Here is a 24,410-nt window from a genome sequence, read left to right as displayed (position 1 = left end):
GAACTATATGAAGTAGATAATAGATAGTTGATGATATTGAAGCACTAATTTATGGAAGATGATAATAGATAGGTGGCAAAATGAAGCAGTTAACCTTGTGGAAGATGGTATTTATGTCCGACTAGAGACTCAGCAAAAAGCTGAGCAGTGCGATGCTTTTTGCATCTATGAGGCTCTACAAAGGACATGCCGCAGGAAGGTAAGGTAGACAAAATAAATATATATACCGGGTTATTCATTTTACAACCTAAATTAGGCTTTTGACTCTCAAATCAAAAATTTAAAATATAAAAAAATACAAAAATTTAAAATATAAAAAAAGGTATTGACAAATCCATCAATGTATTATAATATAATATCAGTAATCGTTACTATTATTAATATTAAAAATAAATAAACCTAAAGGAGATTTTTAAGTATGAAAAAATTTGTATGTCAAGTATGTGGTTATGTTTACGAAGGAGATACAGCACCAGAAGCATGTCCAATCTGTAAAGCACCTGCATCAAAATTTGCAGAACAATCCGGAGAATTAACCTGGGCAGCAGAACACGTTGTAGGTATTGCACAGGGTGTCAGCGAAGACATTTTAAAAGATTTAAGAGATAATTTCAACGGAGAATGCTGTGAAGTTGGTATGTACCTTGCTATGGCAAGAGTTGCCCACAGAGAAGGTTATCCTGAAATCGGTTTATATTATGAAAAAGCTGCTTTCGAAGAAGCAGAACATGCCTCAAAATTTGCTGAATTACTTGGTGAAGTCGTAACTAACAGCACAAAGAAAAATCTTGAGTTAAGAGTTGCTGCTGAAAACGGTGCTACTGCCGGCAAGTTTGATCTTGCTAAACGCGCCAAAGCTGCTGATCTTGACGCAATTCATGACACCGTACATGAAATGGCAAAAGATGAAGCAAGACATGGAAAAGCCTTCAAAGGCCTGTTAGACAGATACTTTGCATAATACTATAACAAATTTTTAATAAATTTAGCCTATTTCGTTTGTCTTAAAGAAGGTGTTTTATCTAGCTTTAAGTCCTCCTTGCAAGCAATACAAGCAGATAAAACACCATTACTTACTATAGAAAAATACCGAATCATTATAATGCCAATTTCTTAATATATATAATCCTCCCCAAGTTATATATATTATATTTGATCCCTACATATATTTTTTAACAAAAGAATCGGAAGTGATTTCCCCAAAATCACTTCCGATTCTTTTGCTCTATTCTATAAGATCAATTTTATTTTTATTGACTATTTTTATTAATTAATTATTTTCATTAGCTATTTTACACCCTATTACCGATCACTATTTCCGCTCTACCATCCATACGATTTATTTTTTACCCAGTAACTCCAGGTTTTTCGTAATCAAGTCACATCTTTGCTTTACGCATTCTACGGAACGAAGAGGATCAACCGGTGTATGAAATGTATAATCCAGTAATTTATCTATGGTAGTTGCAGCCACATGAAGCCTGGTATCAGAAGAGGCATAATAAATGTAAACCTCTCCATTATCCTTAGCAATTGCACCGTTCGTGAAGGCTACGTTGGAGACGTCACCGACTCTCTCCTCTCCAAGGGGTGCAAGAAAGAAACCAGAGGGTTCTGCTATGACCTTGGCAGGATCTAAAAGGGAGGTTGCAAATACGTAGATAACATATCTAAGACCTGCCGCTGTATTCCTTACACCATGGGCAATATGGATCCAACCTTTTTCCGTCTTAATGGGTACGGCTCCGGCTCCGTTTTTCGCTTCGGTGATGGTGTGGTATTTTCTCTGGCTAGTGATGATTTCTTCATCGATAACCGCATTGGTGATATCTTCACATAAGCCAAAACCGATACCGCCGCCGGAACCGGTATTAATAAAATCATCCATGGGTCTGGTATAAAAAGCATATTTGCCGTCTATGAATTCCGGGTGAAGTACTACATTTCTCTGTTGGGGAGAATTTAAGGTCTTTAAATTGTTTAACCGTTCCCAGGTTTTAAGGTCTTTTGTCCTTACTATTCCGGCTTCTGCTTTTGCTGCGGATAAATCATTACTAGAATAGTCCTTGCTTTCGGAGCAGAATACACCATAAATATAGCCGTCTTCGTGCTTCGTAAGCCTCATGTCATACACATTGGTTTCTTCCTTGCAGGTATCCGGCAGTAAAATCGGATAATCCCAGAATTTAAAACCGTCTACCGGGCTGTCGCTCTCTGCTACACCAAAGAAAGATTTTCTGTCATTTCCTTCAATACGTGCCACCAGGTAGTATTTCCCGTTTAATTCAATAGCACCGGAATTAAATACGGCATTTACTCCCAGGCGTTCCATAAAGTAGGGATTGGTTTCTTCGTTCAAATCATATTTCCAGAACAGGGGAATATGTTCGTTGGTTAATACAGGACTTACATAACGGTCATAAATACCATTATATATCGGGCTTACCTCATTCTTTTTATTAATTAATTTATTGTATTTTTCTAATTGTACATAATAATTCGGATGCATATTGCGACCAGCCTTTCTCTAATAAAAGTTGCTAATTTTATGTTTTATTCCTTAGTCTTTATTATCTGCTCTGCCCTTCTTGAATTTATTGTGATTGTATATCTCCTTAATCAATCTAGGTTATACTTAATCTAGGTTTTACTTCATCTAGGTTTTACTTCATGAAGCTACCTATCTATCTGGCAAATGTTCTTCTTAATCATACTGTCACTTTACCTACGAAGTTTCTCGTTATATGGCTTTCATTACCAATCTACGTTTCTCTTCATTACTTCAAAGCACATTCTGCCATTGTGATATGGGCATTTCCAGGGACCGGCAATTTCTTTTTTGCTTACCGGGACACCGTTTTTATCGAGGTCATAGAACCATTCGGAGCCTTTTCTTTTATCAATCATATATTCTTTTATAAAATCCCAGATTTTTGCTGCTGCTTCCATATATTCTATTTTTGAGGGGTCTTTCTGATAGCCGTTGATATAGCCTAAAACCGCTTCTGCTTCCACCCACCAGATTTTAGTTGTATCCACCTCGCCTTTAAAGCTTTCGTTATTGAGGGAGGTACCATCAAAGCCTTCTTCTAAGATATGATCTCTTAAGGCATCTGTAACTTTTCTCATCTTTACGGTATAGGTTTCATCCGAAAGGACCTCACAGCCCCGGTCAATAAGCCAGGAGGCTTCAATATCATGACCATAGGAGTTAAGATCGGATAATGTCTTCATATTTTCATCAAAGAATACTTCTAACATCCTTCTCTTAGGATTGTACAATACCTCTGCAAACTGATCCAGCATCCACTTTAAGCAGCTGCCAACTTTTTCATTCTTGTCTACCCGGTATAGTTCTGTATAAGCCTCAAATACATGAAGCAGGGTATTCATAGTTTTACTTGCCATTAAACCGTTTTCTGATAATTTTTCATTATCTACGGGATGAAACCTGCGGTCAAAGGCTTCCAGATAACCGATATCATCCCTGCATTTTGTTTCTACCAGATCATATAGATCATATGCCAGCTTTAAAGCCTGAGGCTCCTTAGCGGCGTCATAATAAGAAGCTAAGGCATAGATTGCAAATGCCTGATTATACGTGTGTTTCGTTGTATCCTCTGGCTTTCCATCATAGGTAATAGACCAGTATACACCGCCAAATTCCTGATCTAAACAGGATTCCCTCAAGAACTCGTAAGCATGCTTCGCATGATCTAAACAGTCCTGATCTCCTGTGGTTGTATATGCATTGGTAAAGAACCAAAGAATTCTGCTATTTAATATCACACCTTTTATTGCTTCTTTGTGCAATTTCAAGTTAAAATCATAATATCCGTAATAACCACCGTTCTGATTATCTCTTAAGTTTTTCCAAAAAGGAATTATATTATTAACGAGACTATCCTTTACTTCCTTGATAAACATGATATATCCGTCCTTCCATAGTAAATTTGCATCTTTATTATAACATAACCAAATGCTAATACAAGCTGGGAAAGTGCTTTTTATGCACATTTCATGCATATTTTTTGTGCATTTATCGTGCATTTTAGTCTTATGCTATCAATAACAATTCCTGTTCAATTACATAGCTTTCACTTTAGTATACCTCGGGACTTATTTTTTATTATCAGTATGTACTTAATACTGTATGTCATAATTCTATAATGACACAAACCATTACTGATACAGCGCTGCATCGCCAAATCTGATAGACCGTGAACATATATAAGGGATATCTCATTTTTATAAAAGAGGTTTATTTGGACAAAATAATAATCAGGCTGCAAGGGCGTATCTAAACACCCTTGAGCCTGATTAAGTTCTATAATTTATGGATTTTATTCGTTGTTGCCGCTGACTCTATGATTTTAACCGGACTTTTAAATCATAAACCTGAATATCGTAAGGCTTACCAATCAATCATATCTATATCTGTTCATCCACTGTCAGACCTTTTAAGTCTTCCAAAAGCAAGTTTGCCTTATCTGCTGTGGCCTTCGCCTCCAGCTTAAGTTTTTCCCAGTCAATCTCCCGCTCCACAGTCTCAGTGGGTACTTCAGCATTGTTTGGTTTTTTTGCCTTCTTGGCCTCCGACTTTTTATTGGCGGCCTTAGCAGCTTCCTCCTGGGCTTTCTTGTCCTTATCTTTTACTTCCTGTGCTTTATCAGAATCATCCCCAATCTTATCGTCTATGGTATCTTTCGCTTCACCCACCAGTCCGTTTACTAATTCTTTGCTGGCGGACTCTAACAGGTCTTGGGATTCTTTCTTCGCATCAATGAGGGGGTGATATTTTACACGTCCCAGCTGTATTGATTCAATTGTCCTGTGTTCATTGAATATTTTATCGTTGGCCTTCGTAAGCCTTTGACGCCAGACCAACTCCATGTCATGATAATTCAGGGCTGCCTGCTGGTATTCTGTTAAAGGTCCCATATCCTTTAATCTTTCCTCTTCCTCCTTAGTAAGGGTGGAATTAGAAAAACCCATTCGGATATCCTTACTTTTCTCCAGAAGTTCCAAATCCTTTTGCTCATCGCTGTCAGCATCTATGCTGTAGGATTTTTGTAAATTCTGCTTTAACTCCCTCATGCGGTGTATCTCACCGGAGGCTTCATCAGCCTGCTTTGCAAATTCTTGGGCTTTATCCATGTGTTCCTCAACATTTTCATCAAGCTTTGTATCACCGGCAAAGGCATCTAATATGACCTGCATTGCAGTCTTTTGCATCTGTTCTTTTTTAGCCAGAAGATCATTTTGTCCGAGATTTAACTCTCCGGCAAAGATGGTACCTTTACCTTTTTTATCCTGTTTGTCATTCACACCGTCTTGCTTTACCTGCTTACTGCCATCCTGCTTTTCCCGGGTCTTATCATTCGTCGACACATTCTGATTACCTGCCCGGTTGTTGTCCTGTCTGCCTATTCTTACCATTGCTTTATTTATCCCCCTTTTATACTTGGTTTTTATCTGAGTTTACAAATAGATCTTTCCATGTTACCCTTGAAGTTTTTAGAAATATCCTTATGTTTTTTCCATTTCCTACCGTTATTATCGGCCAAGTAATAAAAGAACTTTACAATATTAAGAAAATTGTAACACTTTCGATGTGATTGGATTTCGCGGAGAAATTACAGAGCAACGTTTACGTGCTGTCACACTAATGACACCTTCCTCTCTAGTGTCCTGCACATCCTGCACGGAATGCTTTTTACAGGATAGTTCAGAGAACTTTCCTCGTAAAAAAAATACACTCACAATCCTTTCTGAATTTTAAGTGTATTTCCGTTGTTATAAATAGTTTAAAAGTGCTTTCGCCCATAGCTTACCATGGGCCTGTAATCCAGGTAAAGTAAAATGTGCGCTGTTTGCTATCCTGAGTTCTCCCTGCAGCGTATCACTGTCCGGTCCTTCCAGAATATCCTTCCCATTGCAGCAAAGCAGCTGTGCTGTCTTGATTGCGGTTTCCTTATCCCTTTCCGCTTTAGGGTGATAGGCTGCCCGCGCTACCATAAAGGGGATGTTCCATCCACTGTCTGTTCTTGTACGGCTGATTAAATCCAGTAACAGAGCTTTATACTTTTGCGTATCCGTAGCATACACCGCATCGGTTTCTCCCTGATGCCACAGTACCGCTCTTACTCCAAAGGCACCAGCCTTACTTACTGCACTTAGGAGCCTTTTATATTTTACCGTTTCCCTGCCAAATTCCTCCAGCGCAGCTCCCCCCCAGCCCGTTGCATAAAATCCAATGGGCATCTTTAACTGTTCGGCCAACAAATCTCCCACCGTTGGCCATATGGAACCGCCTTCTCCCATATCCACTTCCGGTCCGGCTTCACAGGGCTGGGGATCCCTGCAGGCTTCCCAGTTATGTGACCGGGGGTTAAAGCATGTCACCAGATTACTTTCTGCTTTTGTAAGTGCTTCACCAAAATTCAGAGAATTGGACTGCCCGCAGGTGATAAAGACTTCCCCGGCACCGATTCTGTCTATCTTATCTTCTTCCACTACCTTACCGGTTTCATCCACCGCCTCCATGAAAAGAGTAAACCAATCCCCTGCTGGCAGGGTCATACTGCCTGAGGCTGTTCCGGAATACAGTGTTAGATCGGTCCATTCCGAGATATAATCCTGACGCACCGCTTTTATACGGATTCTGCATACAGGTCTTGTATATAATACCTCCAATGGAATATGGGCGTAATTATTCCCATCTCTTTGGTAAACAGCATCATTAAAAGGTTTTGTAATTAAAGTACAGCGTGGTTTCATCTGACTCCTTCCCGAAATTCCTTACGCTTATTTTACAGCCAAAGTATTTCCTTATAAGATTTTTACCTGATATTGCAAACATTTTTCTGCATGAGGCTGCAAAGAGATAATATAGGGTTTCTCTGAGAATAGAGGTCCATCCTCCTCCATAGCTGGCAATCCATGCCAGGGTTCCAGGCACAGATACGGTGCCTTTTTTCTTCCAAAGGTCCATAAGGCAAGTACCGGAAACCCGTCATACCAAAAGCAGATTCCCCTGCCGCTATGCTTATTCTTTAGCATTAAGGAATGACTGGCAATTTGGTCAATGATCAGAGGACCTTTCTCAAATAAGTCATAAGACAGAGAAAGCGTGTCCTCTCCCACTAACAACTCCTCATACCACTCGGAGATAATGGGATCATCATTTGGCGGGAAGCAGGCCCGGACTGTAAGAGGTCTGTCAAATACAATCTCATAATCCTCAAAAACCTCCTGTTTAAAGACCGGGCATTGCACCCCCACATGTCCCCCGATATTAAAATACAGTTCCTCTTCCCCTTCATTTACAAGCTTATAAGAAGTCGTAAATCCACCTGGCACCAGTGTATGGGTAACATAAAAAGAGAAGCGAAAGGGATAGACTTGTCTGGTTTCTGCACTGTCACGGAGGACAAACGTTATAAAATGCTCACCGGTATCATAAATATCAAACTCGCCATTTCTTGCAAATCCGTGCTTTAACAGGGAATACTCTTTTCCCTGTATACAGGTCTTTCCGCCTTTTAAAGTCCCAATTATAGGAAACAGATGAGGAGACCGGCCGCTCCAATAACGATCATCTCCGTTCCACAAATATTCTGTCCCACTGCCGTCTCTGTAAGATATCAATTCGCCGCCCATGGTATCGGCCACTGCCTGGGCATCCTGATAATTTAACTTCACCAGCATAACTTATCCTCCGTTATCTATCAGTTAATATTCTCTAAATCGGCCTCAAAACCTTTCACCATTTGAAGAAATTGGTCTTTCTTCATTTTGTTACTGTTTATCAGGTAAATGTAATCATAGATGTTTGGAAGTTCCTTTAAGCCAAGGAATTCTTTGGCAAAAGCATGGGCAGCCACTTCACTGCTCCGCTGTATCCGCGCTTTCCTTGTGAAAAATGGCAGCTGCAGGGTGACGACTTCCTCTAACTGTTCAGCTACAAAATGCTGACTGGAATATTCCAGGTAATGAAAAAATTCATGGCTAAGGTGTATCTTTAAAGCTTCTTCATAGGTAAGGGTTTTTCTTTCCTCATACCCTGAGTTTTTAGCAAGTTCTTTGATGGAACCTTCATACAGCCAGATTTTCGTATGTTTTTTATCCATTTCAGCCTGAGCCCGGAACGATACCCCATAGGTTTTTTTGCTTTCTTTGATATACTCTATTTCAATCCGGTTTTCTTCACATAAAGCTAAAATATCTTTTCCCTGATAAGCTTTTGCCGCTTCTCTTCCGTGCCGTAAGGATTCTTTGATATAGTAAGCCAGTTTTTCTTTTGGTATTTTATGATAAAGTAAATCGTTGGATAATTCGCATAATGCCAAAACCTCGTCTTTTATCATGATAACCTCTTCCTTTTTTCGCCTTTTATGGACCTATAACTGTTATAAGCCAGTTCCAAAAACTGTAGAAATATACTGCCTGTATTATATCTAACTGTATACTGGCGCAGCACTGTTTGTAAACATCTTTCGTTAATATCCCATCTTGTCAGGTACTCACATTATTTCTTTTATTTATACGCAACAGCTATAATCTCTTCCTGGTCTGCCAGGGCTTCTGTTTCCACATTCAGAATGGAATAGAGCTGCTCAGCAGTCTGCATGCCTGTAAGATCCAGCATTTTTTCACGGTAAAATACAAATACCTTGGGGATGGTGGCATTGGCATCCGAATAAATGGTGTTTTCATCTAAAAACCGGTTGAATTCCGTTGTCCGGTTTCCTTTCATGAATTTGATGCTAAAAGCTTTTTCCTTCTTAAGTCTCACAACCCCTTCTCTGTCAGTGACACACAGGCTTACTTTCTTGGTGGAGAAAATCCCCAATATTTTTTTCTTTGTTATTGCCTTGTATACATTCCAGCGACCTGTTTCAAACAAAAAGGAAGTATCCTCTGGCTGAACTCCCAGGGCTTCTGCTGATATAACCTGTAACTGCTCTTTGCTTATATCAGAGGAACTTAAGTCCTTTTGTCTCAGTTCCGTTGCACCGGTGGCGATGGCTCTTAATATATTCTTCTGGGAATCAATTTCTATGGAAACGTCTACCGTATCTTCTTTGGCACCAGACTGGACTATTTTCTCTATAATATCCAATCGGATCTTTTTAATATCTTCATCCGTAGGATTTACAATGGTTCGTTCAAACTGTTCCCTTACCATGGCAAGGGCAACTCCTATGGTTGAAATGTAAGGAGCATTTTTAGCAAGCTTCCATTTAAAACCCATATGCTCTGCCAGGGCATTCACTACAACGGCACCGCTTCCGCCGCCGCCGACTAAAGTGATGAACTTCCGGTCCAGTTCATATTCTGATACTAATTCGTTTACTACTGTCTCTAACTTCTTTAGAGCCAGTTTCATTACCTGACCTGCCGCTTCTTGGGCACTGGTTCCAAGATAATCGCCAAGCACCTTCCAGGAGGCTTTGGTACAGCTGTCATTTCCTCTTGCATAATCCCCTTCCGGAATATAACCAAGAAGATTGGCTGCCCCGGCAAGAGTATAGGAATATTCCCCGCCATCCTGTGCTTTAACTAATACATATTCTGCCGGATCATCTTTTCTTGGACTTACAAATTTCACTTCCCCGCCGGTTATGACTCCGTCGTTCTGGAAGCATTCATATTCTACACCGGCAATATGAGCGCTTCTTGGCCCGATATCCACGATTTTTTTATCTCTGACCCGGACCATACTGCCTCCGGCAACACCTAAGGTCCTTACATCCAGGGACTGCAGATATGTCTTATGTCCCCCTACCTGGGCATATTTAATCATTACCTTTCCGTTTTTAATTACGGAGATATCCACACTGGTTCCCCCTACTTCAAAGAAAATACCTTCTGATATTTTTTCGTACATAAGGGCCCCGGCTACTCCAGCCGCCAGACCGGACAACATGGTAAGTATAGGTCTTTTTCTTACTTCATTGATGCTCATGACACCGCCGTCACAGCGCATAATCATTAAATTGGACTTAATCTTCATATCCAAGACAGCCTGCTCCGTCATATTGGCTGTCTCCATCATTTTCGGAATCAGACTGGCATTAACAACGGCGGTCCTGGTTCTCATTTTTAATCCATAGAGCTGGGATATTTCGTGTCCCCCGGTATAGAATAAGTTCTTATCCTCTGCCTTTTTCATAACCTTTAATTCATCTTCCGGATCATCAACACTGTAGGCCCCAGAGGCCACAATGACTTCTGATTTTTTTGACAGCAGCTCTTTTATAGCCGCTTCAATGGACTGATCATTTAGATCTTTGGTATCAATAAACGTATGATTGGAGCGCAGGTACTTTCCCGGTGCCAGTTCAATATCTTCTACATTGGTTTCATTCTTAGCACTTCTGGCATCCATTCCGGTACCCATACCGATTACTCCAACCGATGCCACATCACCTTCAAGCAGGGCATTGGTGGCTTGGGTGGTTCCGTGGGCGATAAATACCACATCCTCCGGTGAAATACCGTTTTCCTCCATCAGCTCCGATATGATTTTTACTATCCCTACCGCAACACCTTCCTTATGGGTCGTAGGTATTTTCCGTTTCGCCATAACTTCATAGGTATCATTATCAATAAGTACTGCGTCTGTAAAGGTACCGCCGACATCAATACCGATTCTAACTTTTTTTCTCATGTTTTCGCACCTCTTTTTGGGTCTATCGATACTTACCGTATCTTTTATTGTGTTAAAGGGTTACTGATTTATCTATATAATAAACGTAATAAATACTGTTATTTTCCTGTTCATTGATAAAACAAAGGACTTCCATAAAATTGGTATTCACTGTATTTATTTTGAACTTGTGTTTATGTTTTCAAGGATCCGCTGTCGGAAGACAGCTTTTTACCCAGCTTTTCCCGTAAGCTGTCTTCCTTCGGCAGATAAATAACTTTTAATCAAGGTGTCTTAGCTTTTACTCACCTTTTATAAAATTCCTGTCACTGTAAATCAACATTTTTTAAAGCACTATAATGTTATAATAAAACTTGCTGCAATTAAACCAACAAAGGTAGATACCATAATCCAGATAATGGTCTTTTTGGTAAACTCATTGACATCGGTTTTGGTGAAATCAGCTACCCATACATTATGGGAATTGGTTGGATCACAAACTGCCTGTACATTGGAATCCAGTCTTAAGGCTACCATGGCAGCGATGGGGTTCATGCCGCTGGCTGCAAGCAAGGCTACGATACCACTTCCTAATCCCCATACATTAAGAGGTCCGCGGTAAATAGCAAGAGGAGATAACACTCCAAAGATCAAGATAAAGAGTAATTTGTTGGTAGGTATAATACCTTTAATCAAGGGTTCCAGTACGGTAGCTACTTCAGGTGCCATAACCGCTTTTAAAACCATACCAATTCCGATCATAAGAGCTGCAGCGCCTGCGGTTTCCTGTATTCCTTCTACAAAGGCACTGGAGATAACCTGTACCGCATTCTTTGGTGTAGCCAGAATTAATGTTACAAGTATTCCGATTATAATGGAAGAAACTAATGGTAAATGCCAAACAAATACAAGTACTACTGGTATTATTGGGCTGATTAAAGCAATGGAACGTACATTCTTTTCCGATGACAGATCACCGGCTGCAGGCATAGCCCAGGCTTTTCTGGTTTTATTACCGAATTTGGTAAATATAATAATCATTACAAGTGCCACAATAATTAACGGAATACCGCAAAGCAGGGAATAAGAAGTAACTGTCTCCTGAGGAAGACCTAATACATCAATATAAACTGCCAGTGTGCTGACACTGAAATTAACGCCGATACCATTGGCTAATAATAATACGGTACCAGCCACCATAGGGCTTAATCCGGCACTAATCATAATAGGTACAATGATAGTACCAACTAAGATAATCATTCCAAGCCCGTTAGAAGCAGCAAAAATAATAGAACATACTACCAAGAACACCAAAGCGATGGGCAGGGGTTTATCTCCAGCCATCTCTGCCGCCTTGCGGATAATAGTACGTGTAACCCCAACTTTAGACAACACCTTGCCAAAAAATCCTCCGAAGAAAAGTCCTGCAATTGCAGTGCTCATCCTCATGGCACCCGCTTCCACTACATCAGCGGTAATGCTGAATTCCCCTCCCTTAAAAGGAATCCCTGCTATGAATGCAATTCCCACCGCCATAATAGGCAGTGCCAGAAGTGTAGGTAATTTGCGGGCCATCATCAATGCGACCATAAGCGCAAATAAACCAAGAATTCCAATAATCTGTAAAGTCATAAAAAATCCTCCTTCTATTTATTCATGGCTGTATCAGGCACTCTGCCTGCACCGCCTATGACTTTCAATATTCTGCGGTACAGTTTGTCTTACCCTTCAAGGCAAAGATCCAGATATGCGTTTTGTACCCTTAACTCTTTCTGTAATTCTTTTATGTTAACGTTTTTGGTATCCACATTCTGTTTTGCAGCCAGCGCTCCGGCCAGTCCGGCGGCCTGCCCCAGGGCACCTGCGGTAGGTGTGGTTCGTATTGCTGCCTGGGCTTCAAACGTGGCAGAAACACATCTGCCGGTCACCAAAAGGTTCTTGATCTCATCACATACCATTACCTCATAAGGGATGCTGTAATAAGTACCCGGTTCCGATATAAATGAGCTGTCTGTTCCCTCCCCTTTCGGATTATGGATGTCAATGGGGTAGGCGGAATGTACAATTACGGAATCAAAACTCTTCCGCTTCAGGATATTCTCAGCAGTCAGGGTATACTTACCTCTTAACTGCCTGGAACCCCGGATGCCAACCGAAGGTCCTGTAAATTCCAGGACAGCCTTATGAAAGCCCGGAATCTTCTTTTTTAAGAAGCGGTCTAATTGTTCGCACTGCTTCCTGCCCGTGATTTCCGCTTCCGACAGGCTTACGGCATCGGTTCCATCCTGATTTAATATCCTTGTAGTATTTACAATGAACTCACCGGGAGTATTGGTCTCAAAACACAGAATTTCTTCCCTTTGGATATCCAGCTCTCCCATGTCTCTGGCTTCCTTAAATTCTTTGGTAAACCCGGCAAAGGAAAGCCTGACCGTCTGGTACATAAGGTCAATGTTATGAACCATCCGGGGGAACTCCTCCTTATGCACTTTAATATGTTCCCTTAGTGCCTCTGCATCCACATTACAGTATTTCATATTCATGGTCATGGGCTGCATGGCTCCGTCACTTTCCCTTCCTTTGCTTACCGGCGCACCTGCAAAGGCAGCAACATCCCCGTCACCGGTGGCGTCAATATAGACTTTACCTTTTATTTCATTAAGACCGTCTTTATTGCAAAGAGTCAGGGACTTTATACTTCCTTCTTCTGTCTTTGCTCCACCAATAAAGGTATGAAATAAAATATCGCAGCCGGCTTCTTTTACCATCTCATCCAGTACGATCTTTAGACCTTCCGAATGAAAGGGCGTCAGGTAACTGATATACTGAGTCGTGTCCTTAATATGACCGGGGCTGTAACCTCTTTGTACCATGCGTTCCACGATTTCTTCCATGATTCCCTTTATAACCTGCTTCTCCCCAGCATGAAAGGTCATCATCGGTCCTACGCCGCAGCCGGTAAGACTTCCGCCAAGATATCCGCTTTGTTCTATAACTAAAACGTCAGCCTGACTTCTTCCTGCTGCAATTGCCGCAGCAGCACCTGAAACACCTCCACCGGCTATTACTACATCATATAGCTTGTCGTAAACACCCATCTTTCGCTTTTTACCTCCTGATTGATATTGATCTTTCAACTATTTACTTAATCAGTAAATACTTTTGTTTATGAAAATAATTTTCTTGTTTTTCATATTATTGAATATTATTTTCATATTCTTTGTTCATTTCTAATAAATTTTCTTATATATAACCCGCTTTTATGTTATAATGCTAGCATGCATTTCATTTTATGTCAATAGTATTGACGTATATTTTTATATTTTTTGATGTTTTTTGAAAATGATTTTCACAAAAATGGTTTCCGTTTGCTTTTTAAATTCCATTGTAGTATAATATGGAATATTAAATAAAAGGCAGGGTGTCTTTCGATGGTGTCAAATGTTATCTCTAAAATCGTTTCCATGCAGCATAATTTTACCATGAGTGAAAATGAAATCAGTCAGTATGTTATTAATCATCCGGATCTGGTTGTTTCCAATACAATTACCACAATTGCAAAAGAAACCGGCACCTCCGAAGCCAGTATTAACCGTTTCTGCAAGAAAATCGGTTACAAAGGTTTTAACGGTTTTAAAATCGCCCTTGCACAGGAAAACTTCTATAATAATGTTATGAAACAGAATTCCTACTCCGGTGACAACGGTTTTATTTCTTCTGTAACCGCCGATTACAGGCAGATGCTTATGAACACTTCCGCTATGCTGGATGAGAATACGGTAACAGAAGCGGTTGCAGGTATACAGGCCGCTAAGAATATTCATATATTTTCCCTGTCCAACATAGCTTTAATCGCCAGGGAACTGCAGTTTAAATTTGACCAGGTAGGAATCCGCTCCAAAACCTCCACGGATATTATTGATATGCGGATAGAAGCCAGTAACATAGCTCCGGGAGATTTATCCATATTTATCGCTCCTACCATTATGATGCGGGACATCTACCAGATTGCCAATGCTTCCCTGGAACGCGGAGCGAAAAATCTTACCATAACCAGTTATGATTCCCCAAAACTGGGTGACATATCTGATTATAAGTTTATTATTTCTGATAAGATTGTGGCAAATAATTCTGTATCATTATCCAACAATCTCATGTTTTTATACGTAATCGATATTATATATACTGCTTTGCTGGGAAGCGATAAAGCCCTGAGACAGAAAAAATTAAACAGTGATGCAATTCTTAATAACTTCCAGATGATGGACGCTTATGGTTATGATTATTAATTGAAAAAACAGCGCTTGCAGGATGAACTTTCCTAACGAAAAATAGACCGCTGCAAATTTTAATAATTACTTTAAAGTAATTAATTCGAATTTGCAGCGGTCTTTATATAATCCGAAAGTGTCAAGACAACTATATCTATACAACTTTCTTTATAACTATTTTTTTCTATTCAACTATTTTATATAGTAATAGTATACAGATATTTCTATTTACTACTATTAACATACAGATAGTTCTATATACTATTACTATACAGATAGTTCTAAATTCCATTACTATACAAATATTTCTATTTTCTTTTTTCTATATTAATATTTCCAGTTTGTTTTTTCTATATAAATATATCTAGATACTATCTTTCTCTACTGTATCTGTTACTTCCTGTTAGCCGGTTCAATATTAATGCTCTTTCCTTTGATCTTAGCGTCCTTCATAACCTGAATCACGTCAGATGCATACTCTCTTGGCACTTCTACAAAGGTATATTTGTCATACATATCAATAGAACCGATTAATTTGCCGGGCATTCCGGTTTCACCGGCAATAGCACCTAAAATATCTCCCGGTCTGGTGTTCTGCTTTTTGCCTATATTAATAAAGAGTCTGACCATACCAGCTTCTGCTCCGGTATCGCCGTAATCCTCATAACTTGCTTTTTCTTCAATCTGCTCGTTGTCTTCACCCATGGTCATCTTAAGGAAGGCTGCCGCAATATCAAGGGAGGTGTAATCTTCCACATTCACACGGGATTCAATAATTTCTACCATCTTTGCTAAATCTTCCGAAACGATAATGTTATTGACACGGTCTAAAATCTTCTCAGCCTTAACAGCCGTCACATCATTAATAGAAGGAATGGGCTGAGCAATAATCTTAGTCTTGCAATATCTCTGGATATCCTTTAATTTATATACTTCCTTGCCTACTACCAAGGTAAAAGCCCTTCCGGTACGACCTGCACGTCCGGTACGGCCGATACGGTGAACATAATATTCATCATCCTGGGGAACATCATAGTTAAAAACTGCTTCCACATCGTCTACGTCAATACCTCTTGCGGCAACATCCGTAGCTACTAAAATTTCTGTTTTGCCGTTACGGAAACTGTTCATGACACGGTCACGTTGCTGCTGCTTTAAATCACCGTGAAGTCCCTCTGCAAAATATCCTCTGCCCTGAAGCACAGATACCAGCTCATCCACCTGTTTCTTCGTATTACAAAACACCAGGGAAAGCTTCGGGTCATACATATCGATTAGACGGCATAAAACTTCTTCTTTATTCTTTGGCTTTACTTCATAATAATACTGCTCAATCTTAGGTACGGTTAATTCTTTCTTAACCACCTTAATAATTTCCGCATTCTTTTGGTAGGTTCTTGCAATATCCATAATGGGCTTTGGCATAGTAGCGGAAAATAATACAGTCTGTCTTTCTTCCGGTACATCCTTTAATATGGTTTCAATATCTTCACGAAAACCCATATTTAACATCTCATCGGCTTCATCCAGTACAATCAGCTTTACTTCATCAAATTTAACAGTCTTTCTTCTCATATGGTCCATAACACGACCGGGGGTTCCAATTACGATTTGGGTACCGGCTTTTAAGGAACGAATCTGCTTGGAGATTTCCTGTCCGCCGTAGATTGGAAGTACTTTTATGCCGTGAAGGAAGGTAGCTAATTTTCTGATTTCATCAGCGATCTGAATGGCTAATTCTCTGGTGGGACTTAATACGACAGCCTGTAAATGTCTATTTTTAGGATCAATTGCCTGTAACAGGGGAATTCCAAAAGCAGCGGTTTTACCGGTTCCTGTCTGAGCCTGCCCCACAATATCCTTACCGGATAACATAATGGGAATCGCATTGGCCTGTATCGGAGATGCTTCTTCAAATCCCATTTCAACGATTGCCTTTAATATCGGTTCACTAATTCCTAATTCCTCAAATTTCGTTGTCTGCATTCTTATTTCGGTTCCTTTCTTTCTAAAAGCTCTTTCTTATTTTATCCTGGTTACGGAGGATTAAGTCCAAGATTTTTAATCCTCCCCTAATATGTTTACCCGTAACAAAAGAGTCTTTGTAGACTCAAGCACCGGCAGTTATGATTTCTTAAAAATCTTCCCAGTGCAGCATGTGCATCCATAACAGAGTGTTTTATATGAATAGGAAAACTCCTATTGCATAAAAAAAGCTCTTGGCCTTTTTTGGACAGAGAGCTTAAATATATAATGTATGAACTATACTATTCTTAAACTATTCCTATGCTCCAGATGCTTAATCCAGATAAATATACCAACCGTATTATAACACGGTAAATTGGTTTCGTCAATTATTTTCTTAAAATAATATAATTATAGAAATTTTTCTGTAAATTCAAAAAATTCCATCTATTTTAAACTTATCCTTTTACCGCTCCGGCAGCGATACCATTAATAAATTGCTTTTGCAAAACCGTAAACATAATAATCAAAGGAAGTGCACTTAAGACACAGGCTGCAAATAAAATATTCCATTGGGCCGGATTTTCCCTGTCCCCTAAAAACTGTATCATACCAACCGGCAGGGAATACTGGGCAGATTTTGAGATGAAAACCATAGGAAAGAAATAATCATTCCAAATCCACAAGGACTGGGTAATGACTACGGAAACCGTTGCCGGTTTTAACAAGGGGAACACAATACTTTTATACCGCTGCCAAAGATTAGTACCATCTAAGTACGCGGATTCCTCCACCTCTACCGGGACTCCCTTTAAAAATCCCGTAAATAAAAAGGTTGAAAAAGGAAGGCTGCAAGTAATAAACATAATCATGGGGGTAAATCTGTTGTTCGGAATATTTAAGTTTCCAAACATTTGGGCAATTGGCACAATTACCATCTGGGCAGGAATTACCAAACCCGCGATGAAGAAATAGTACAATCCTTTACTAAGTCTGGCTTTAATCCTTGCAATAGGATATGCTGCCATAGAAGATATTAATACAATAATCAGGACAGAACCACCGGTGGTCATAATACTGTTTAATAACTGCTTTGGATAATTCATTTTTTGAAACGCTTTTATATAACTATCCAGGGAAAATTGAGAAAACAGATTTAGTGGTGACTGCATATTGCCCGGTTCACGCAGGGAACTGGAGAATACGATTAATAGTGGTGAAATAATCACGATGCAAAAGAGGATCAGTAAAATGTATATAAGAAATATAGAAAGGGAAAACTTTTCGGTCTTTTCTTTTTCTTTATATGAATTCTTTTTAGCCATTATAATTCCACCTCTTTCTTATTTAAAAACACAAGCATAAATATGGTAATTGCTATTATAACGATAAAAGATACTACGGAGAACGCACTTGCCTTACCCATCATCTGGTCGGTAAAGGCGATTTTATATATGGTAAACATCAACGTGTTTGTAGATTTACCGGGTCCCCCATTAGTCATAATAAAGGAATAGTCAAAAGCTTTCAGGCCGGCAATTACATTTAATATCATGTTAATGGTTATAGTCGCTGAAATAAGAGGTATTTTAATCTTTCTAATAAGCTGCCACTCCGTACAGCCGTCTATCTTTCCTGCCTCGATCAAACTGTCGTCTACGGTCTGAAGACCTGCAAGATATATAATCATAGTGGTACCAAAGCCTTTCCAGATATCAACGGTCGATATACCAAAAAGTGCTGTTTTATAATTACCCAGTATGTTAAAAGAAGAACCGTCCAACCCGATTAAATTCATAATAGAAGCAATCATGCCCGAATCCGGCATATATACATAAGACCAGATAAACCCTACTACGATCGCACTGAATAATGCCGGTATATAAGCCGCGGTACGGAAAAATCCTTTTCCCCGTAACTTAAGGTTAAGTAACAGTGCCATAACCAGACCAAGAAGATTACTGCCAATAACAATGGTAATTGCATAAACTAACGTATTCTTGATAGAGTTAATTAGTGTACCCTCTTTCAATAAAGTCAAATAATTCTTAAATCCTACAAAATCATAATTATGGTCAATTCCGTTGAAATTCGTGATGCTGTAATAGAACAATTGAAATACCGGTATTACCCAAAAAATTAAGAACAGTATCAAGGCCGGTAATACGAATAGATACATCCTCCTTGGAAAAACTAACGAAAGAATACCGGATGATTTTTTCTTTTTTTTCATAGCTCCTCCTTAATGGAACGGGAGGCTGCAAAATAACTGTCTATATAAGGCTTCCAGTTATTTTGCAGCATACCCTGTTTATTTTTCGGCATTCAGTTCTTCAAATTTTGTCTGCATACCTTTTACAATGTCCTCTACTGTAGTACCCTGTCCTCCGATGCTTTCACTGAATAAGGTTTCCATTTCAGTTTCCGTACCGGAAGGCCAGCCCTGATTGCACCAATAGAAGGATTTTCCGTCATTATATAAATCCAGGAAGTTTTTAAACAGTGGATTTACTTTATCAGAACCATATCCATAAGTAACGATTACCTTACCGGAATCTGCATAAGCTTTATAAATATCAGATTCTCCGTCAAACCATAAATCCAGGATTTTTTTACATTCCTCTTTATATTTGGAACCGGAATACACCGCAGGTCCAGCACCCATAGCCATGGAAGCGTAGGTTTGTTCACCTACCGCATTACCTGGTAACGGGAAGTATCCTCTTTCAAAATCAACTGCACCTTTTGCCTGAATCGCTGTTGCATTAAAGGAACCGTCAAAGGTCATTGCAGCTTCTCCGTCTACAAACTTCTGGATTGCCTGCTGCGCACCAAGTCCAAGGGAATTCGAAGCAATATAACCTTTATCATATAAAGTCTTATACATCTCAAGTACCGTATCCCAGATTCCCTTATCGGTAAATTTCGTCTCTCCGGTCCTTAACTGGTCGTCATAGGAGGGATTATTAGGATATACTTTATTTGCCGCCAGCTGGTATAGACCAAACTGCATAACATACATGTCTTTGTCACCCATTACAATCGGCTGGATACCGGCATTCTTTAAGGTTTCACATGCCTTTAAGAATTCCTCCCAGTTTGTCGGTACGGATAATCCGTTGGCATCAAACATATCCTTATTATAATAAGTACCAAGCATAGTAACCCCACCGGGTATACCATATACTTCATTGTTATATTTAAAGGACTCTAACCCTGCCTCCCCTACTTTATCCATTACTTTAAGGTCCGTTAAGGGCTCTAAATATCCTGCTTTTGCAAGACCGATTACCGAATTTGCTCCTGCATACTTAGGCTGAACCAGGATAAGATCAGGGCATTCTCCAGAAGCCAGCTTTGTTTTTAAAGAAGTATAATACTGGTCATCGGGAAGCTTTGTCACTTCCAGTGTAATGTTTGGGAATGCATCATGTACAAGTTTTGGAAGAATTTCTGTTTCAAAATCATTCTCTGCTGTAGTTCCCGAATACATCATTGTAATAGTAATATTTTCTTTGCTGCCGCCTTTGTCACCACTGCCGGTATTGGTATTCGAGCCGGTGTCAGTGCCGTTGCCGGATGACGTACTTTTACAGCCGGTTAAGGCAGACACTACCAGTATACCTGTTAAGGCCAGTGTCAGGATTTTTTTAAGTTTCATAAATTAACCTCCTCAAATTAATAAATGTTTTTTGTTGCTGATATGATAATATCATACCTTTAGTGCATTTTTGTTGGAACATGAAGTATACTATTGTTGGATTTATGATTCTATATTAAGAATTGATTTTTAGAAAAGTATTTCAATCCATATTTTGTGCAAAATTGACTTTTTGGCACTTGATTCTAATTAAATGTTTGACAAAGTTTCTGTTCCACATTAAAGTTATAATACAAGCAGCACATTTTAGAAAGGTTGCCACACTAAGTATCTTTCACACATTCTTATTTGTGGCAGTATCCCAGGCCAGCCTGGGATATGCAATGGGTGTAAACGTTGTGAAAGAAATTTATAATGAGAAAGGTTGCCACACTGAGTATCTTTCACACAATTCTTATTAGTGGCAGTATCCCAGGCCAGCCTGGGATATGCAATGGGTGTACATCATGAGCTTAAGAAAAAAGTTCTTTTTAATTTTTATGCTGATTTCCAATCTGCCCATCTTAATTATGACCATTTATACCTATAACCGGTATACTTACCTGATTAACCGTCAGACTACCCAGGTTGCAGACAGTATTGTGGAAAATGCTTTGTCCACTGCCAATACGACCTTGAGTAATATTAAGCACATCTCTGAGCTGTTTAACTTTGATGCCGGAAGCAAAGAATCCATTGTTAGTGAACTGCATAAATATACCGGCAGTAAAAGGGATTATACCACTTATGATGTATTTAATACCAATAACAATCTTAAATTAATCTGCCAAAACCTTATTTTTAATTCCTCTTATATCAACGGTATTTTTGTCTTCACTCCCAGCGGTGAAATTTTAGGCTACGGCTATGGCGGTAATATTGATATCCGGTACGGGTATAACCCGGTTAATGCCAAATGGTACAAGCAGACCCTTAAATTAGAGGGAAAAACCTATATTGACGGAATACGCTCCAAAGAATATATTATTAACTCCAAACCCTCTATTTCTTTTTCCTCTGCAATATACGATGTTTATACAAAGGAATTTTTAGGGGTGCTCTTAATCGATTGTTCCCCCAAGGTTTTTGATTTATCTACCGTTAACACACTGCCGGATACCGCTTTATTATCCATTGAGCAGGGTAATCAGATTCTATACAGCAATATCGATACTCTGGCAAAGGATTTTAGCTATAAGAATTCCATTAAATATAACAAGAAACTGGACTGGAATAATTTATCTTTCGTGGCTGCATTTAATACAGTAGGACTTTACAGAGAGTTTAATTCCACCAGACTTACCTTATTTGCTATTTCTATCGTCTGTGCACTGGTTTTTATTATTATCTCCATTTTTCTCTCCACCTCCTTAACTAAGCCAATTATCCACTTAAGTAAAAAGATGTCGGTCCGGGGTGGTGATCATACGGTTGATAAGGAACCTTATCTGAACCGGACCGATGAAATCGGTATCCTTTATAATGAATACCAGCGGATGATTGAAGAATTAAATCTCTACATTAAGAACGAACTGGAAAATAAACTGATTACTCTGGATTCCCAGATGAAATCCTTAGAGGCCCAGATTAATTCCCACTTTTTATATAACACCTTAGAATCCATTAACAGTATCGCAGAAATTGAAGAGGTTGAAAGTATCAGCACCATGTCACTGGCACTTGGGGATATGTTCCGTTACAGCATTAAAACCACCAGCGAGCTGGTAACCATAGCAGATGAGCTAAAACATGTTAAGGATTACAGTTCTATTCAACAGATACGTTTTGATAACCGGTTTGAACTGCGCTTACTGATACCGCCTGAAATGTATTCCTTAAAGATACTAAAATTAGTACTCCAACCCATTGTGGAAAATGCTTTCTATCATGGTCTTAAGTATTGCAGTGCGGGAAGTCTCATAATCTTAAACGGATATGTAAAACAGGATATGATTTACCTGTCGGTTTTTGACAACGGTACCGGTATGACCCCAGAACGTCTGGAAGAACTGAATAAAAGTCTTCTTGAAAAAGCACATTTTACAGAACTTGGTCATAGAAACAAGCAAAGTATCGGTTTAAAAAACATCCATACACGAATTCAGCTTTATTATGGGGAAGGCTATGGGATGCAGATACAAAGCCAGCAGAATTACGGTACTACCATAACCTTAAAGGTACCGCTTTTAAAGGGAGGAGATTAACTATGTATACGTATATTGTGGTAGATGATGAATCCTTAATCCGAAAAGGAACCATCAAAAAATTAAGCTCTATTTCAGACCGGGTAACCTGTATCGGGGAAGCCTCTAACGGCAGGGAAGCCCTGACGCTAATTGAAGAACTGAATCCAGATATTATAATAACGGATATGAATATGCCGGTTATGGACGGCGGCGAATTTCTTCCGGAAATCACAAAGAAATATCCGGATAAGCACATTATTGTAATAAGCGGATATAAAGATTTTGAATATACCAGACATGCCATTAAGGCAAATGCCGTGGACTATATCTTAAAGCCTTTCCGTAAGGAGGATTTAATCGAGTCTGTTGAAAATGCCCTCCGGCTCATTGAAGATTCCACCCTAATGCAAAAGCAGCTGGTTTCGAATAAAGCAGAGAAGGAGAATGCCCAGTATGATTATGACATTACCATGCTAAAAAACAGTATCCTTGGCTATCATACCACCGAACTACGCTTAACCTCTGAGAAGCTGAATTTCATTAATGATACCCATAATCTGGTTTTAGTGACCCTCCACTCGAAATCTCCCCTGACAGAAGAAACCCTCCAAAGTTTCCTGAAGGAAAATGGTTTTGGAGATTTGGCTCTTTATTTACAGCATATCCATAATCAGAATCTGGGCTTTATGATATTATTTATCCCACAGCGATCGGCTCTTGGGACCAGGGATCTGTGCAGTCAGGTTATTCGGAGCCTGTCCTCCCTTTTTGCTGCGAGTCACACTATAACCTCCTTTGGCGTTAGTGAAAGCCATAGTTCCCTGACAGAACTTAACGAAGCTTTTATGGAAACGGTGAAGGCTCTAAATCATATGGAGGTAAAAGAACAGGGAAAGACATACTTCTTTAACCAGATTACGAATACTTCAACCCTTGCCATTGAATGGACACGCTCTGAGGAATTAATGTTCCGTATTGAAGCTGGTATGACGGAGGAGATTTCCTCCCTTTTAGAGGATTTATTCCATTATATCACCGAACTGCCCACCTGCACCCTTTATGATGCTAAAAACTACTTATTTGCCCTGGCTGACCAGACGAAATTAATTATGACCAGATATTTTGACCAGGTTGATCCAAATTCCATTAACTCCAGCGTTCAGAATATTCTTAATACCATGTTCAGTTTGAAGGAAATTAAGGAGTATTATCTCCAGTTTTTTACCAACATCTCAAAAATTCTGGCGGAGAAAAGTGTTTATGCTACGGATAACACCATAGAGAAAATGAAGATTTATATAGAACGAAATTACCAAAAGGATTTAACCATAGAGTTTATTTCTTCCCTGCTCTATATGAACCGCAGTTACTTAAGCCATCTTTTTAAAGAAAAAACCGGTGATACCTTTATTAATTATGTAAATTCCGTCAGACTTTTAAAAGCAAAACAACTGTTAAAAGACACGGATAAAAAACTATACACCATTGCAAAAGCCGTAGGCTATGATAATGTTAAGTATTTTTTCCGTGTCTTTAAACGTTATGAGAAAGTAACACCCGAACAATACCGAAGTAATTTCAGGCAATAAGGGTTGTTATACTATGTGCCGTGGTAATAGTGTGCTGTAAATAAAGTACTGTATACATGGCACCGTTATATGACACTGTTACATGAGGCACTGATTAAGAAGTGG

The 24,410-nt window shown here is 39.3% G+C and carries 17 protein-coding genes; 4 read left to right on the top strand and 13 right to left on the bottom strand.

Going from position 1 to position 24,410, the window contains the following annotated elements:
• Nucleotides 1–418: 418 nt before the first annotated feature.
• Nucleotides 419–961, top strand: coding sequence for an NADH peroxidase (locus QA584_RS00980; protein WP_278272661.1), 543 nt, complete (start codon nt 419–421; stop codon nt 959–961).
• Between the two features lie 378 nt (nt 962–1,339).
• Here QA584_RS00980 and QA584_RS00975 read toward each other — a convergent pair whose 3' ends face one another.
• The 9 genes from QA584_RS00975 to QA584_RS00935 form a co-directional block, all read right to left on the bottom strand.
• The gene (locus QA584_RS00975; protein ID WP_278272660.1) at nt 1,340–2,509 is read right to left on the bottom strand and encodes a glycoside hydrolase family 130 protein; all 1,170 of its coding nucleotides are present in this window, start codon (nt 2,507–2,509) and stop codon (nt 1,340–1,342) included.
• A 245-nt stretch (nt 2,510–2,754) separates the two neighbouring features.
• Entirely contained in the window at nt 2,755–3,927 is a 1,173-nt protein-coding gene (locus tag QA584_RS00970) for an AGE family epimerase/isomerase (RefSeq protein ID WP_278272659.1), read from the bottom strand.
• A gap of 504 nt (nt 3,928–4,431) precedes the next feature.
• Entirely contained in the window at nt 4,432–5,439 is a 1,008-nt protein-coding gene (locus tag QA584_RS00965; protein WP_278272658.1) for a hypothetical protein, read from the bottom strand.
• A gap of 357 nt (nt 5,440–5,796) precedes the next feature.
• Nucleotides 5,797–6,780, bottom strand: a complete 984-nt coding sequence (locus QA584_RS00960) for a sialate O-acetylesterase (RefSeq protein ID WP_278272657.1) — start codon at nt 6,778–6,780, stop codon at nt 5,797–5,799.
• 51 nt (nt 6,781–6,831) lie between these two features.
• Nucleotides 6,832–7,710: an aldose 1-epimerase family protein gene (locus QA584_RS00955; protein ID WP_278272656.1), complete on the bottom strand. Its 879-nt coding sequence runs from the start codon at nt 7,708–7,710 to the stop codon at nt 6,832–6,834.
• A 20-nt stretch (nt 7,711–7,730) separates the two neighbouring features.
• Nucleotides 7,731–8,369: a hypothetical protein gene (locus QA584_RS00950; RefSeq protein WP_278272655.1), complete on the bottom strand. Its 639-nt coding sequence runs from the start codon at nt 8,367–8,369 to the stop codon at nt 7,731–7,733.
• Between the two features lie 170 nt (nt 8,370–8,539).
• Complete coding sequence (locus QA584_RS00945) at nt 8,540–10,675, bottom strand: hydantoinase/oxoprolinase family protein (protein WP_278272654.1); 2,136 nt, start codon at nt 10,673–10,675, stop codon at nt 8,540–8,542.
• Between the two features lie 333 nt (nt 10,676–11,008).
• On the bottom strand, nt 11,009–12,286 hold the full coding sequence (locus QA584_RS00940) for a citrate transporter (RefSeq protein ID WP_278272653.1): 1,278 nt from the start codon (nt 12,284–12,286) through the stop codon (nt 11,009–11,011).
• A gap of 89 nt (nt 12,287–12,375) precedes the next feature.
• The gene (locus QA584_RS00935; RefSeq protein ID WP_278272652.1) at nt 12,376–13,752 is read right to left on the bottom strand and encodes an FAD-dependent oxidoreductase; all 1,377 of its coding nucleotides are present in this window, start codon (nt 13,750–13,752) and stop codon (nt 12,376–12,378) included.
• 333 nt (nt 13,753–14,085) lie between these two features.
• Here QA584_RS00935 and QA584_RS00930 point away from each other — a divergent pair, with 333 nt between their 5' ends.
• On the top strand, nt 14,086–14,943 hold the full coding sequence (locus tag QA584_RS00930) for a MurR/RpiR family transcriptional regulator (protein WP_278272651.1): 858 nt from the start codon (nt 14,086–14,088) through the stop codon (nt 14,941–14,943).
• 375 nt (nt 14,944–15,318) lie between these two features.
• Here the strand turns inward: QA584_RS00930 and QA584_RS00925 are convergent, their stop codons facing one another.
• The 4 genes from QA584_RS00925 to QA584_RS00910 all read right to left on the bottom strand — a co-directional run bounded on the left by QA584_RS00925 (nt 15,319) and on the right by QA584_RS00910 (nt 20,551).
• Nucleotides 15,319–16,911, bottom strand: a complete 1,593-nt coding sequence (locus tag QA584_RS00925; RefSeq protein ID WP_278272650.1) for a DEAD/DEAH box helicase — start codon at nt 16,909–16,911, stop codon at nt 15,319–15,321.
• A 437-nt stretch (nt 16,912–17,348) separates the two neighbouring features.
• Nucleotides 17,349–18,215, bottom strand: coding sequence for a carbohydrate ABC transporter permease (locus QA584_RS00920; protein ID WP_278272649.1), 867 nt, complete (start codon nt 18,213–18,215; stop codon nt 17,349–17,351).
• Complete coding sequence (locus tag QA584_RS00915) at nt 18,215–19,123, bottom strand: carbohydrate ABC transporter permease (protein ID WP_278272648.1); 909 nt, start codon at nt 19,121–19,123, stop codon at nt 18,215–18,217. The genes QA584_RS00920 and QA584_RS00915 overlap by 1 nt, the downstream gene beginning before the upstream one ends.
• Before the next feature lie 78 nt (nt 19,124–19,201).
• A complete protein-coding gene (locus QA584_RS00910) occupies nt 19,202–20,551 on the bottom strand; it encodes an ABC transporter substrate-binding protein (protein ID WP_278272647.1) in 1,350 nt (449 codons plus the stop codon).
• Between the two features lie 446 nt (nt 20,552–20,997).
• On the opposite strand from QA584_RS00910, the gene QA584_RS00905 reads away from it, so the two are divergent.
• On the top strand, nt 20,998–22,734 hold the full coding sequence (locus QA584_RS00905; RefSeq protein WP_278272646.1) for a sensor histidine kinase: 1,737 nt from the start codon (nt 20,998–21,000) through the stop codon (nt 22,732–22,734).
• 2 nt (nt 22,735–22,736) lie between these two features.
• Entirely contained in the window at nt 22,737–24,305 is a 1,569-nt protein-coding gene (locus tag QA584_RS00900; protein ID WP_278272645.1) for a response regulator transcription factor, read from the top strand.
• Nucleotides 24,306–24,410 lie beyond the last annotated feature (105 nt).

The sequence above is a fragment of the Anaerocolumna sp. AGMB13025 genome (assembly GCF_029689925.1).
Taxonomy (GTDB): domain Bacteria; phylum Bacillota; class Clostridia; order Lachnospirales; family Lachnospiraceae; genus Anaerocolumna.
This window is presented reverse-complemented; position numbering and strand designations above follow the sequence as displayed.

Bases quoted from the DNA above. Each gene is read 5' to 3' on its own strand.
- QA584_RS00980 (WP_278272661.1), top strand. From the start codon at position 419: ATGAAAAAATTTGTATGTCAAGTATGTGGTTATGTTTACGAAGGAGAT.
- QA584_RS00975 (WP_278272660.1), bottom strand. From the start codon at position 2,509: ATGCATCCGAATTATTATGTACAATTAGAAAAATACAATAAATTAATT.
- QA584_RS00970 (WP_278272659.1), bottom strand. From the start codon at position 3,927: ATGTTTATCAAGGAAGTAAAGGATAGTCTCGTTAATAATATAATTCCT.
- QA584_RS00965 (WP_278272658.1), bottom strand. From the start codon at position 5,439: ATGGTAAGAATAGGCAGACAGGACAACAACCGGGCAGGTAATCAGAAT.
- QA584_RS00960 (WP_278272657.1), bottom strand. From the start codon at position 6,780: ATGAAACCACGCTGTACTTTAATTACAAAACCTTTTAATGATGCTGTT.
- QA584_RS00955 (WP_278272656.1), bottom strand. From the start codon at position 7,710: ATGCTGGTGAAGTTAAATTATCAGGATGCCCAGGCAGTGGCCGATACC.
- QA584_RS00950 (WP_278272655.1), bottom strand. From the start codon at position 8,369: ATGATAAAAGACGAGGTTTTGGCATTATGCGAATTATCCAACGATTTA.
- QA584_RS00945 (WP_278272654.1), bottom strand. From the start codon at position 10,675: ATGAGAAAAAAAGTTAGAATCGGTATTGATGTCGGCGGTACCTTTACA.
- QA584_RS00940 (WP_278272653.1), bottom strand. From the start codon at position 12,286: ATGACTTTACAGATTATTGGAATTCTTGGTTTATTTGCGCTTATGGTC.
- QA584_RS00935 (WP_278272652.1), bottom strand. From the start codon at position 13,752: ATGGGTGTTTACGACAAGCTATATGATGTAGTAATAGCCGGTGGAGGT.
- QA584_RS00930 (WP_278272651.1), top strand. From the start codon at position 14,086: ATGGTGTCAAATGTTATCTCTAAAATCGTTTCCATGCAGCATAATTTT.
- QA584_RS00925 (WP_278272650.1), bottom strand. From the start codon at position 16,911: ATGCAGACAACGAAATTTGAGGAATTAGGAATTAGTGAACCGATATTA.
- QA584_RS00920 (WP_278272649.1), bottom strand. From the start codon at position 18,215: ATGGCTAAAAAGAATTCATATAAAGAAAAAGAAAAGACCGAAAAGTTT.
- QA584_RS00915 (WP_278272648.1), bottom strand. From the start codon at position 19,123: ATGAAAAAAAAGAAAAAATCATCCGGTATTCTTTCGTTAGTTTTTCCA.
- QA584_RS00910 (WP_278272647.1), bottom strand. From the start codon at position 20,551: ATGAAACTTAAAAAAATCCTGACACTGGCCTTAACAGGTATACTGGTA.
- QA584_RS00905 (WP_278272646.1), top strand. From the start codon at position 20,998: ATGAGCTTAAGAAAAAAGTTCTTTTTAATTTTTATGCTGATTTCCAAT.
- QA584_RS00900 (WP_278272645.1), top strand. From the start codon at position 22,737: ATGTATACGTATATTGTGGTAGATGATGAATCCTTAATCCGAAAAGGA.